Source organism: Pseudomonas cyclaminis (assembly GCF_015163715.1).
In the GTDB taxonomy this organism is placed as follows: domain Bacteria; phylum Pseudomonadota; class Gammaproteobacteria; order Pseudomonadales; family Pseudomonadaceae; genus Aquipseudomonas; species Aquipseudomonas cyclaminis.
The window spans coordinates 24,888-35,362 of sequence record NZ_JADDUM010000103.1 but is presented as its reverse complement, the minus strand read 5'-3'; the positions used below and the strand labels follow the sequence as shown (position 1 = coordinate 35,362).

The window sequence follows — 10,475 nt, the reverse complement described above, 5'->3', positions numbered from 1 at the left end:
ATGGCGGTGGGTCAGTTAGACACAAGCTGACTGATACACCGCTATCGGGGGCAAGCCCCCTCCCACATTTGGATCTCCTTACATTCGGAAGGTAAGATGGCGGCCCTCAGCAGCCCCGCCAACAATAAGCCCTGCCCATGCCCTTCGAACTCAGCGTTGACCTCACCACCCTCGCCATTCTCGCCGTCGTGGCCTTTGTCGCCGGCTTTATCGACGCCATCGCCGGCGGCGGCGGCCTGCTCACCACGCCCGCCCTGCTCACCGCCGGCATGCCACCGCACCTGGTATTGGGCACCAACAAGCTCAGTTCCACCTTCGGCTCGGCCACCGCCAGCTTTACCTTCTACCGCCGCAAGCTGTTCCACCCGCGCCAGTGGGTGCACGCCATCGTCGGTACGCTGATCGGCGCGTTGACCGGTGCAGTGGTCGCCCATTACCTGCCCGCCGAAACCCTGAACAAGATGCTCCCGGTGATCGTCTTCGGCTGTGGCCTGTACCTGTTGTTTGGCGGTACGCCCAAGGCAGCGTTGGATAACGACGCGCCGATCAAGAAGAAGTGGCAGTCCACCCAAGGCTTTGGCCTGGGTTTCTACGATGGCGTGGCCGGCCCCGGTACCGGGGCGTTCTGGACCGTCAGCACCATGCTGCTGCACCCCATCGACCTGGTGAAGGCCAGCGGCGTGGCGCGCAGCATGAACTTCGTCAGCAACGCGGCGGCGCTGTCGGTGTTTATCTTCAACGGCTCGGTGGATTGGATCGTCGGCCTGGCGATGGGCGTCTCGGTGATGTGTGGCGCGTTCTTTGGCGCACGCAGCGCAATCAGCGGCGGCGCCAAATTCATTCGGCCAGTGTTTATCACCGTGGTCCTCGGCCTGACGGTGCGCCTAGCCTGGCAGCACTGGTTCAGCGTGGCCTAGGCGACGGGCCAGGTAGAGGTCGATCAGGTAGCGCGCAATCGAGCGTGACGCCGGCAACGGCGGCAGGTCGTGGATGTTGAACCACTGCGCGTCTTCGATCTCGTCGGCCTGGGGCACGATATCGCCACCGGCGTACTCGGCGTGAAAGCCCAGCATCATCGAATGGGGGAACGGCCAGCACTGGCTGCCCATGTACTGGATGTTCTTGACCTCCACCTGCACTTCTTCGCGCACCTCGCGGATCAGGCAGTCCTCGGCCGATTCGCCCGGCTCGGCAAACCCTGCCAGCGTGCTGTACACGCCCGTCACAAAACGCGGCGAACGGGCCAGCAGGATCTCGTCGCCACGGGTCACCAGCACGATCATGCTCGGCGAAATCCTAGGGTAACTGCGCAGATCGCACGCCTGGCAGAACATCGCACGCTCGCGTGGCACCTGGACCATGGCCTGGCCGCAACTGCCGCAAAACCGATGCTCCCGCGCCCAGGTACCGATCTGGGCGGCGTATCCGAGCACTTTGTAGAGCGTGTGATCACCTTGCAGCATGAAGCCGCGCAGGCCTTGCCAGCTGCAACCCGGCACGTCAGTGGCGGAGTCGAGTTCCAGCAAATACACCGGCTCGCCGTCGAGGTGGCCGATGCCGTGCTCGGCGAACAGCGCCAGGTCCTGGCGCTTGAGCCATTCCCGAGGGAACAGCGGGCCGTTGGGGTCGTGCAAAAAGCCGTCGCGGCTGCGGGCGACGGCCCAGCCGCCGGGGGTGTCGTTGTCCAGCAGCGTTGTGGTAATCCAGCCTTGGGTCATGTCAGTCAATCCACGAATTCGGGTTTCTGCTTACTCATATGGGCCGCGATGGCCACGCGCAGGTCGTTGGATTGCAACATAGCCGCGTTCCAGGTGGCAACGTATTCCAGACCATCATTGACGGTATGGTCACGCATGTAGCTGATCATGGCCTTGGTGCCGGTCACGGCGATCGGAGACTTGGCGGCGATCTGATGGGCGATGTCCAGGACACCGGCCAGCAGTTGCTCATGATCGGCGTAGACGCGATTGACCAGGCCAATGCTGCGTGCTTCCTCGGCGCCGAACTGGCGCCCGGTGTAGGCCAGTTCACGCAGCATGCCGTCGCCGATGATGCGTGGCAGGCGTTGCAGCGTACCGACGTCGGCGGCCATGCCGATGTCGATTTCCTTGATGGAGAACTGCGCATCTTCAGCGGCATAGCGCATGTCGCAGGCGCTGATCAGGTCGATGGCGCCGCCGATGCAGTAACCATGGATCGCCGCCAGTACCGGCTTGCGGCAGTTGTCGACCGCGTTGAACGAGGCTTGCAGCTCCAGGATCTTGCGGCGCAGCAGGCGTGCGTTGCGACCCACGTCCTTGCCGAACGCATTGGCCACCGAGGCCAGCATCATCAGGTCGATGCCCGACGAAAAATGCTTGCCGGCGCCGCTGAGCACCACGGCCCGCACGGCGTCGGTGTCCTCGATCCATTGGAAGATGTCGATGATCTCGGTCCAGAACACCGCGTTCATCGCGTTGATCTTTTCCGGGCGGTTGATCTGCACATGGGCAACGTTGCCAGTGACTTCGACGACGAACGCTTGGTATTCGGACATGGCAGTGATCCCTGGCTGGCGAGTGATAAGGCCCGAACTATAACAAGGGTGCACCACGGCGCATCGGCCAAAAGCGGGACTGGCAAAAAACCCTGCCAGGCGCCATCCTTGGCGCTTTAAGCCGCCCTACCCGCGGCGCTCGACGTTTTAAGGAAATGCCATGCACGCCCAACCCCTCGCCACCGCCGATTTGGACTTCATCGAAGAAACCCTGCTCAAGTACGGTGATGACCATTCGGTGCTGAACCTGGCGGAACTCGACGGCTACTTCACCGCCCTGGTGTCCAGCCCGACGCAGGTGGATGTCGCCGAGTGGTTCCCGGCCATCTGGGGTGGGCAGAACCCGCAATGGGACAGCATGGACGACGCCCAGCGCTTCCTGGAAGTGTGCGTGCGCCACAGCAATACCTTGGCCGCCCAACTGGCAACCGACGCCCAAGGTTTCAAGGCACGCTTCGATGACACCGACCATCAAGGCCACACCGTGACCCTCGCCGAAGAATGGTGCTTTGGCTATATCCGTGGCGCCGCCATCGGCAACTGGCCAGCACTGCCCGCCGCACAGGCCGCGCTGCTGGAGAAGATCTCCTGGTGCGCCGAACAGGACAACTTCGAATTGCCGGCCGACCTGGATGTGCAGGCCCACCAGCAACGCGTCAGCGAGATCGAACCGGCGGCGCGTGCCCTGCATGATTACTGGCTGAGCCAGCGCTAAACCTCGACAAGCACCGCACCTTTGGCCGATTATTCGGGGCCGCCCGTCGGCCACTCCGTCCCACCTTGCCTTGATCAGGAGCCTTGTACCTTGAGTTCGCAGAAAACCGTGACCGTTACACCGCCCAACTTTCCCCTGAACGGCAAGGTCGCACCGCCCGGCTCCAAATCCATTACCAACCGCGCCCTGCTGCTGGCCGCCCTGGCCAAGGGCACCAGCCGCCTCAGTGGCGCGCTGAAAAGCGACGACACCCGCCACATGTCGGTGGCCCTGCGCCAGATGGGCGTGACCATCGATGAGCCGGATGACACCACCTTTGTCGTCACCGGCTCCGGCAAGCTGCAATTGCCTGCGCAACCGCTGTTCCTCGGCAATGCCGGCACGGCGATGCGCTTTCTGACGGCCGCTGTCGCCACCGTCGAAGGCACCGTGGTGCTGGACGGCGACGACTATATGCAAAAGCGCCCCATCGGCCCGCTGCTGGCCACCCTCGGCCAGAACGGCATCCAGGTCGACAGCCCCACCGGTTGCCCACCGGTGACCGTGCACGGCGTGGGCAAGGTCCAGGCCAAGCGCTTTGAGATTGACGGCGGCCTGTCCAGCCAGTACGTGTCGGCCCTGTTGATGCTGGCCGCGTGCGGTGAGGCGCCGATTGAAGTGGCGCTGACCGGCAAGGACATCGGCGCCCGTGGCTATGTGGACCTGACCCTGGACTGCATGCGTGCCTTTGGCGCGCAGGTGGACGAGGTCAACGACACCACCTGGCGCGTGGCTCCTACCGGCTACACCGCCCATGACTATCTGATCGAACCGGATGCATCCGCCGCCACCTACCTATGGGCCGCTGAAGTGCTGACCGGGGGCCGTATCGACATCGGCGTGGCCGCGCAGGACTTCACCCAGCCCGACGCCAAGGCCCAGGCCGTGATCGCCCAGTTCCCGAACATGCAGGCCACCGTGGTGGGCTCGCAAATGCAGGACGCGATCCCAACGTTGGCGGTGCTGGCGGCGTTCAACAACACCCCGGTGCGTTTCACTGAGCTGGCCAACCTGCGGGTCAAGGAATGTGATCGCGTGCAGGCGCTGCATGACGGTCTCAACGAGATCCGTCCGGGCCTGGCGAGCATCGAAGGTGACGACTTGCTGGTCGCCGCTGATCCTGGGCTGGCCGGTACGTCCTGCACTGCGCTGATCGACACCCACGCCGACCACCGCATCGCCATGTGCTTTGCCCTGGCAGGCTTGAAAGTGTCGGGCATCCGCATTCAGGACCCGGATTGTGTCGCCAAGACCTATCCTGAGTACTGGAAGGCCTTGGGCAGTCTTGGGGTCGCGCTCAGCTACTGAGTCAGCGGCGCCGGAATGGGGAGGGAATGCACATGACAATTCGCCAACCCTGCCCACCCGGCGCCTGTGTCTGCGACCGCGAGCAACTGCTTGAGGCGCCCGGCGCCGACCTGCGCATCCTCAACCTCACGCGCCAGGAAGAAAAACGCCTGCTCGACCGCCTCGAAGACCTCAAGAGCCTGCAAGACCTGGAGCGCCTGCAACAGCTGATGTACCAGCAATTGGGCATCCGCGTGCACATCGCGCCAGGGCACACCGAGGTCAAGAGCATGCGCGGGATCCAGATCGTGATCGACGAACTGCCAGGCATGTGCCGCAAGACCCGGCAATCGATCCCGGCGGCGATTCGCCGAGGCTTGGAGAAACGCCCGGAAATCGCCTACCGCCTGCTGGACGCCCACGACCTGTTTCGCGAGGGGTGAATCAACCGGCGACGGTCTCGGTTTCGAACAACCCCTGCCCCACGGCCTTCGCCGTTTTCAGATGCGCTTCGGCCGCGCCGCCCTCCGAATCCAGCAACAGCTTGGACGTCAGCACCTTCGCCCCGCAGTAATCAAAGATGCCGTAGTCGATCTGCGTGCGCATCGCCTTGGCATAGCCGTGGCGGTCAAACGCGCTGTCGTCGGCTGCGCCGAGGGCCAGCAGGTGCACTTGTAAGTGACGCAGTTTTTTCACCACTGGGGTATCCGGGCCGTAGTCGATTGCCCAGCCATTGACGAACACGCGGTCGATCCAGCCCTTGAGCAGCCCCGGCAGCGACCACCAGTAGATGGGGAACGCGAGCACCAGGGCGTCGGCGCGGTCGAGGCGCGCCTGTTCGGCAAGCACATCGGCCGGTGGCGTGGCGCGGGTGCGGTGGACAAGGTGGTCGGCGGCGCTGTAGCGCGGGTCGAAACCTTCGGCGGCGAGGTCGGCGATTTCGTAGGTGTGGCCAGCGGCGATGAGGCCTGCGGCGACTTGCATGGCGATACTGTGGGTGAGGGATTGTGGGTCGTGATGAGCTACAACGATCAGTGCGTGCATGACATGGACTCCTTTTCGGTTTAGGCTGGGCTTATTTACTTTTGGTAAGTTAATTCGAGTAAGTTACTTTTGGTATATAAGCATGTCAAGCACTGAATCCCCTGCGCCACGTCGTCGTTTGTCCCGTGAAGATCGTCTGAGTCAATTGTTGGAGGTGGCCTGGCAACTGGTGCGCGAAGAAGGCACCGACGCCCTGACCCTGGGCCGCCTGGCGGAACTGGCGGGGGTGACCAAGCCGGTGGTCTACGACCATTTCGTCACCCGGGCGGGGTTGCTGGCCGCGCTGTATGAAGACTTCGACGGACGCCAGAACCAGGTGTTTGCCCAAGCCATCGAAGCCAGCAGTGCGAGCCTGGAAGACCGCGCGTGGGTCATCGCCGCGTCGTATGTGGACTGCGTGTTATTGCAGGGTCGGGAAATTCCGGGCGTCACCGCCGCCCTGAGCGGCTCACCGGAGCTGGAAACCCTCAAGCGCAAGTACGAGGCGATCTTTCTCGACAAATGCCGCGACGCCCTGGCGCCCTTCGCCCCCAGCGGCACGGTGTCCCAAGCCGGCCTGCGGGCCATGCTGGGCGCGGCGGAAGCCTTGTCCCATGCAGCCGCCGATGGCGAAATCAGCCGTGAAGAAGCCCAGCACGAATTGCTGGCGACCATTCTGGCAATGGTCAACCGCACGGCTGTTGTGTGACCTGAGCCAGGGCCAACGAAGCCTCGCTGACGCCCGGCCCAGGCTATTTGACCAAGCGCTTCTCTTTAGAGGGGCGATAGCCGAAATACGAGCTGTAGCACTTGCTGAAATGACTCGGCGACACAAAGCCACACGCCACCAGCACCTCCACCTGTGACAACTCGGTGTGCTGCAACAACCGCCGCGCTTCGGTCACACGCAATTCCATGTAGTAGCGCTGTGGCGTGGTGCCCAGTTGCTCCTTGAACAGTCGCTCCAACTGTCGACGAGAGCGGCCGGCATAGACCGCCAGTTGGTCCAGCTCCAAGGGTTCTTCAAGGTTGGCGTCCATCAGCTTCACCACTTCCCGCAACGGCGCGCTGACGCTGACGTTTTCGGTGGGTTTGATACGCCGGTAGCGGGACTCCTCGAAGGCCAGGATGTCTTCGATACCCTCGACCAACGCCTTGTCGTGCAGGTTCTTGATCCAGTCCAGCGCCATATGGAAGGCGCCTGAAGGGCTGGAGGCAGTCAGCCGGTCGCGGTCGATCACATAGGGTTCGCTGGTGACGTGGGTGGCTTTGGACACTTCCGCCAGCGCCGGGCGATGTTCCGGGTGGATAGCGCAGCGGTAGCCCTGCAGCAGTCCGGCGCGGCCGAGGAACCAAGCGCCGTTCCACAGCCCCGCGAGGTGGACGCCGTGCTCGGCAGCGTTGCGCAGCAGTTGGATGAACTCCTCGCTGGCCTTGAGTTCGGTGCGAAATCCACCGCAGATCACCAACAACTCCAAATCATGCAGCGCAGCAGTATTCAGGCACGCATCGGGGCGGATGACCAGGCCCAGGTCGCTGGTCACTTCACCGTCGCCCCAGCCAAACGTACGTGACGCGAACAGATCGGGGCGTAGCAGGTTGGCGGTGACGAGGGTGTCGAGGGTCTGGGTGAATGCAGGCAGGGAGAAATGTTCGAGCAACAGGAAGCCGACGCGGGTGACCGACGCCGGCTGTGAGGTTTCATTGAGGTAGCGCAGGTTCTTGCCTTTCATGCCACCGCTGAATTGACGTCTTTCCATCGAGGGTTGGCCCACTCTTATTGTTGATGCAGTGGGCGCCATCTTAGGGGGAAATGCGGTGGCTGTCTCAGGCGCTGATCCTGAAAAAAGCACAGGACCCCGAAGCCCGTGGCAGAACAGTGCAGAGCGCATCTGATACGGTTTTTTCTTTGTTATCTGCGCCTGTATTGAAATGCCCTCAAGGCGGACAATAGCCCCAATCCTTATTCCCTTCCCTTCGGAGGCCTTATGACCAAGATGGCGATTTTCCTGTTCGGTTTTTTAGTGCTGACCATCGGCATCGGCCTGCTGGCGACCATCTCGCCGGTCTAGCACTTAACTGGCAAACAACATCGGGTACAGCGACAGCACCAGCAACCCGGCCATGGACCAGTTGAACAGTCTCAGCCAGCGCGGCTCACGCAGCACATTGCGCAGGCCGCTGCCACACCCGACCCAGACGCACACGCTGGGCAGGTTTACCACGGCAAACACCAGCGCAATCACCAGCACATTGACGACATAGCCCTCGGCCGGCGTGTAGGTGGTAATGGCTCCCAGCGCCATGATCCACGCCTTGGGATTGACCCACTGAAACGCAGCGGCGCCGAGGAACGTCATGGGCTTGCCGCGTTCGTCATTGCTATCGGACATGCCGCCCGACGTCGCGATCTTCCACGCCAGGTACAACAGGTACGTTGCGCCCACATAGCGCAACACGGTGTAGGCCCAAGGGAACACCTTGAACACTTCGCCCAGCCCCAGGCCGACAGAAATCACCAGCAGCATGAAACCGATACTGATCCCGAGCGCATGGGGCATCGAGCGGCGAAACCCGAAATTGACCCCCGAGGCCAGCAGCATGGTGTTATTGGGACCTGGGGTAATCGAAGACACGAACGCGAACAGCACAAAGGCTGAGAGCAGGCTGGTGGAGATGAACATAAGGCAGCATCCAAGCAGGGGTGGTATGCCAGGGACAGTAGTGGGTTCTGGCCTCCCCTGCCCCATACAGCCAGGCGCGGATTGAGGCGTACACTTTTCACAAAGCTTTCACAGACGACGGGCTAGAGTGAACTCAGCTCCTAATGAACATCCCTTTTAGCCCGCACTCCCCATCGCGGGCTTTTCTTTGTCCGGGATTTATCCCAGGCAAAAAAAGAGGCAGGTCATTGTTCATGACCTGCCTCTCGTTGACTGATGGTTAACGCTGGCCGCCGCCACCAGGACCGCCGCCCTGACCATGCCCCCCACCGCCATGCCCGCCGCCCCCACCACCGCCCGGCGGCATAAACATCCAGCAGCCCGACAAGGTCGACAACAGCGCGACAACCACAGCTGCCTTGGTTAGGTAATTCAACTTCATGACAACACTCTCTGTTTTACAAGGTTGGGTGTACGTAAAGTAAGACCGCTGCAAATGAAGTCCGTCACGGCTTTCGTGTAACGTCTTGGTAGGGTTTGTGTTGTAGTGGATACGTGTATGGGCAGTGGGTTTGAGTTAACCGGGGCGATTCCGATGATCAACATTCGTGCAGCAACAAAAGCCGATCTCGACAGCCTGGAAGCCTTGGGCCGCGAGACCTATCAAGAGCATTTCTCGACCTTGTGGTCCCCTGCTGGCATGAGGGACTTCCTCAAGCAGGATTTCGCACGCGATTCGCTCAGCCGATCACTTGACCTGACCGACCGTCATTCATGGCTGATCGTCTCAGATGAACGGGGCACTTCTATTGGGTTTTCCAAGGTCAACTGGTCGACACCAGCACCCATCACCGGTGAGTTGGGCGCAGAATTGCAAAAAATCTATTTCCTGAAATCCGCTGCCGGACGTGGCTACGGCAAGCAACTTTTGCAGTTCATCTGCGATCAGGCAGCACAGCGTGGAGAACCCTTGCTATGGCTGGATGTGCTCAAGAGCAATTCAAATGCCCGACGGTTCTACGAAACATTTGGGTTCCTGCAAATCGGTGAAATTCCATTCAACACGGATCTGGCAGAGGTCGGGATGGTTGTGATGGGCCTTAAGCTGAATCAGCATCAAACGGAGAGGTAGATGGAAGAGTTGATCCAGGGCCTCGACGGGCCCAGAACCGCCCAGCAGGAATTGTTCTACGACCTTGAAGATGCAGCGGCTGTTATTGGGTGGTCAGTGATGGAGTTGACCGCTCTCGCGGCGAATGGCAATACGCCGAGCGACGCAGCCGGGCTGATGAAGATTTGTGCGCTGCTGGCCAATCAACAAGAAAAACTAGCGGTGTATGCGGGTGAAGTTAAGGGGCTGCGCATCAACAGGGCAGAGCCGAACGGCAACTGATTCAGCGTGTCGGGTCAAACGGCTCCAACTTTTCACCAGCCCATAAAAAAGGTTCTTCACAGATTACCGGGAAAGACGCTCTTGATCTTCATGAAAAAGAACTCGCTATCCCGGTAACCGTACGCCATCCGCTTGATCACCTTTATTCGATTGTTTATTCCTTCCAGTTGGCCCGTATGCATCGGCCAGCGAACCCGGCTCACGATGCCCCGCCAGTAACTCTTTAGCCGTTTGGCGAACTGAATCAGAGCAGGTATTTCGCTTTCATGTGCGTGGCGCAACCATTGTTTCCAGGCTGATCGCCAGTCCCAGGCAGCACTCGGGGTCCAGAGCGTTTTGAGTTCAGCCTTCATCAAATAGACCGTCATCAGCGATTGGTTGGCCGCCAACAGGTCCTGTAAATGGACCTATTGCTCCGGCGTTTTCAGGTTCCGCGGATTGCGCAGTAACAGCCATCGCGTTTGCTTGATAACCTTGCGAACCGGCCTGTCATGACGTAGCCGATTGGCTTCGTCAACGCGAACCCGATCGATCACTTCTCGGCCATATTTGGCCACGACATGGAAAAGGTCATAGACCACTCGGGCTTTTGGGCAGTACTAGCTAACCTCCAGGTCAAAAGCGGTGTTCATGTCCATCGCGACCGCTTCGATTCGGGCGCAACCCTCTGCCCCCAGCTCTTCGAAGAATGGCCTGACCGCCGCACGGCTGCGGCCTTCACCAATCCACAGCACTCCAGCACCACGCTGGCGTAACGATGTCCTTTGAACAACGCAAACTCATCCATCACCAAACGTCGCGGTTGCAGAAATCGGGGTC

The 10,475-nt window shown here is 61.0% G+C and carries 13 protein-coding genes and 1 pseudogene; 7 read left to right on the top strand and 7 right to left on the bottom strand.

Features of this window, described 5'->3' with window-relative positions:
- Positions 1 to 137 precede the first annotated feature (137 nt).
- A complete protein-coding gene (locus IQK56_RS14610) occupies positions 138 to 917 on the top strand; it encodes a TSUP family transporter (RefSeq protein ID WP_032886830.1) in 780 nt (259 codons plus the stop codon).
- On the opposite strand, the gene nudC is transcribed toward IQK56_RS14610, so the two are convergent.
- Both nudC and IQK56_RS14600 read right to left on the bottom strand, forming a co-directional pair.
- Positions 885 to 1,718, bottom strand: coding sequence for an NAD(+) diphosphatase (gene nudC / locus IQK56_RS14605; protein ID WP_150761328.1), 834 nt, complete (start codon positions 1,716 to 1,718; stop codon positions 885 to 887). The genes IQK56_RS14610 and nudC overlap by 33 nt on opposite strands.
- Before the next feature lie 5 nt (positions 1,719 to 1,723).
- Complete coding sequence (locus IQK56_RS14600) at positions 1,724 to 2,536, bottom strand: crotonase/enoyl-CoA hydratase family protein (RefSeq protein WP_122308892.1); 813 nt, start codon at positions 2,534 to 2,536, stop codon at positions 1,724 to 1,726.
- A 160-nt stretch (positions 2,537 to 2,696) separates the two neighbouring features.
- Here IQK56_RS14600 and IQK56_RS14595 point away from each other — a divergent pair, with 160 nt between their 5' ends.
- The 3 genes from IQK56_RS14595 (at position 2,697) to IQK56_RS14585 (ending at position 5,020) form a co-directional block, all read left to right on the top strand.
- Entirely contained in the window at positions 2,697 to 3,251 is a 555-nt protein-coding gene (locus IQK56_RS14595; RefSeq protein ID WP_193862990.1) for a UPF0149 family protein, read from the top strand.
- Positions 3,252 to 3,341: 90 nt separating this feature from the next.
- Positions 3,342 to 4,598, top strand: a complete 1,257-nt coding sequence (gene aroA / locus IQK56_RS14590; protein ID WP_150677002.1) for a 3-phosphoshikimate 1-carboxyvinyltransferase — start codon at positions 3,342 to 3,344, stop codon at positions 4,596 to 4,598.
- Between the two features lie 32 nt (positions 4,599 to 4,630).
- The gene (locus IQK56_RS14585; protein WP_099585274.1) at positions 4,631 to 5,020 is read left to right on the top strand and encodes a hypothetical protein; all 390 of its coding nucleotides are present in this window, start codon (positions 4,631 to 4,633) and stop codon (positions 5,018 to 5,020) included.
- 1 nt (position 5,021) lies between these two features.
- On the opposite strand, the gene IQK56_RS14580 is transcribed toward IQK56_RS14585, so the two are convergent.
- On the bottom strand, positions 5,022 to 5,621 hold the full coding sequence (locus tag IQK56_RS14580; protein WP_193862992.1) for an NAD(P)H-dependent oxidoreductase: 600 nt from the start codon (positions 5,619 to 5,621) through the stop codon (positions 5,022 to 5,024).
- An 82-nt stretch (positions 5,622 to 5,703) separates the two neighbouring features.
- On the opposite strand from IQK56_RS14580, the gene IQK56_RS14575 reads away from it, so the two are divergent.
- Complete coding sequence (locus tag IQK56_RS14575; RefSeq protein WP_150676999.1) at positions 5,704 to 6,309, top strand: TetR/AcrR family transcriptional regulator; 606 nt, start codon at positions 5,704 to 5,706, stop codon at positions 6,307 to 6,309.
- Between the two features lie 43 nt (positions 6,310 to 6,352).
- Here IQK56_RS14575 and IQK56_RS14570 read toward each other — a convergent pair whose 3' ends face one another.
- The 3 genes from IQK56_RS14570 to IQK56_RS14560 form a co-directional block, all read right to left on the bottom strand.
- Positions 6,353 to 7,333 carry a GlxA family transcriptional regulator gene (locus IQK56_RS14570; RefSeq protein ID WP_191632539.1) on the bottom strand — a complete coding sequence of 327 codons (981 nt, stop codon included), beginning with the start codon at positions 7,331 to 7,333 and terminating at the stop codon, positions 6,353 to 6,355.
- 342 nt (positions 7,334 to 7,675) lie between these two features.
- Positions 7,676 to 8,284, bottom strand: a complete 609-nt coding sequence (locus IQK56_RS14565) for a LysE family translocator (protein ID WP_122308880.1) — start codon at positions 8,282 to 8,284, stop codon at positions 7,676 to 7,678.
- A 259-nt stretch (positions 8,285 to 8,543) separates the two neighbouring features.
- Positions 8,544 to 8,705 (bottom strand): hypothetical protein, encoded by a 162-nt coding sequence (locus IQK56_RS14560; RefSeq protein ID WP_193863061.1) that lies wholly within the window; start codon positions 8,703 to 8,705, stop codon positions 8,544 to 8,546.
- 153 nt (positions 8,706 to 8,858) lie between these two features.
- Between IQK56_RS14560 and IQK56_RS14555 the strand changes: the two genes are divergently transcribed.
- Together IQK56_RS14555 and IQK56_RS14550 are read left to right on the top strand one after the other, a co-directional pair.
- Positions 8,859 to 9,395, top strand: a complete 537-nt coding sequence (locus IQK56_RS14555) for a GNAT family N-acetyltransferase (protein WP_193862994.1) — start codon at positions 8,859 to 8,861, stop codon at positions 9,393 to 9,395.
- Entirely contained in the window at positions 9,396 to 9,656 is a 261-nt protein-coding gene (locus IQK56_RS14550) for a hypothetical protein (RefSeq protein WP_150761321.1), read from the top strand.
- A gap of 56 nt (positions 9,657 to 9,712) precedes the next feature.
- Here the strand turns inward: IQK56_RS14550 and IQK56_RS14545 are convergent.
- Positions 9,713 to 10,473 (bottom strand): annotated as a pseudogene (locus IQK56_RS14545) (ISL3 family transposase); the annotation flags it as partial.
- Positions 10,474 to 10,475: the final 2 nt, after the last annotated feature.

Excerpts from the sequence above, each read along its gene's own strand:
- IQK56_RS14560 (WP_193863061.1), bottom strand. The coding sequence starts at position 8,705 with ATGAAGTTGAATTACCTAACCAAGGCAGCTGTGGTTGTCGCGCTGTTG.
- IQK56_RS14580 (WP_193862992.1), bottom strand. The coding sequence starts at position 5,621 with ATGCACGCACTGATCGTTGTAGCTCATCACGACCCACAATCCCTCACC.
- IQK56_RS14575 (WP_150676999.1), top strand. The coding sequence starts at position 5,704 with ATGTCAAGCACTGAATCCCCTGCGCCACGTCGTCGTTTGTCCCGTGAA.
- nudC (WP_150761328.1), bottom strand. The coding sequence starts at position 1,718 with ATGACCCAAGGCTGGATTACCACAACGCTGCTGGACAACGACACCCCC.
- IQK56_RS14555 (WP_193862994.1), top strand. The coding sequence starts at position 8,859 with ATGATCAACATTCGTGCAGCAACAAAAGCCGATCTCGACAGCCTGGAA.
- IQK56_RS14550 (WP_150761321.1), top strand. The coding sequence starts at position 9,396 with ATGGAAGAGTTGATCCAGGGCCTCGACGGGCCCAGAACCGCCCAGCAG.
- IQK56_RS14600 (WP_122308892.1), bottom strand. The coding sequence starts at position 2,536 with ATGTCCGAATACCAAGCGTTCGTCGTCGAAGTCACTGGCAACGTTGCC.
- IQK56_RS14595 (WP_193862990.1), top strand. The coding sequence starts at position 2,697 with ATGCACGCCCAACCCCTCGCCACCGCCGATTTGGACTTCATCGAAGAA.
- IQK56_RS14610 (WP_032886830.1), top strand. The coding sequence starts at position 138 with ATGCCCTTCGAACTCAGCGTTGACCTCACCACCCTCGCCATTCTCGCC.
- IQK56_RS14585 (WP_099585274.1), top strand. The coding sequence starts at position 4,631 with ATGACAATTCGCCAACCCTGCCCACCCGGCGCCTGTGTCTGCGACCGC.
- IQK56_RS14565 (WP_122308880.1), bottom strand. The coding sequence starts at position 8,284 with ATGTTCATCTCCACCAGCCTGCTCTCAGCCTTTGTGCTGTTCGCGTTC.
- IQK56_RS14570 (WP_191632539.1), bottom strand. The coding sequence starts at position 7,333 with ATGAAAGGCAAGAACCTGCGCTACCTCAATGAAACCTCACAGCCGGCG.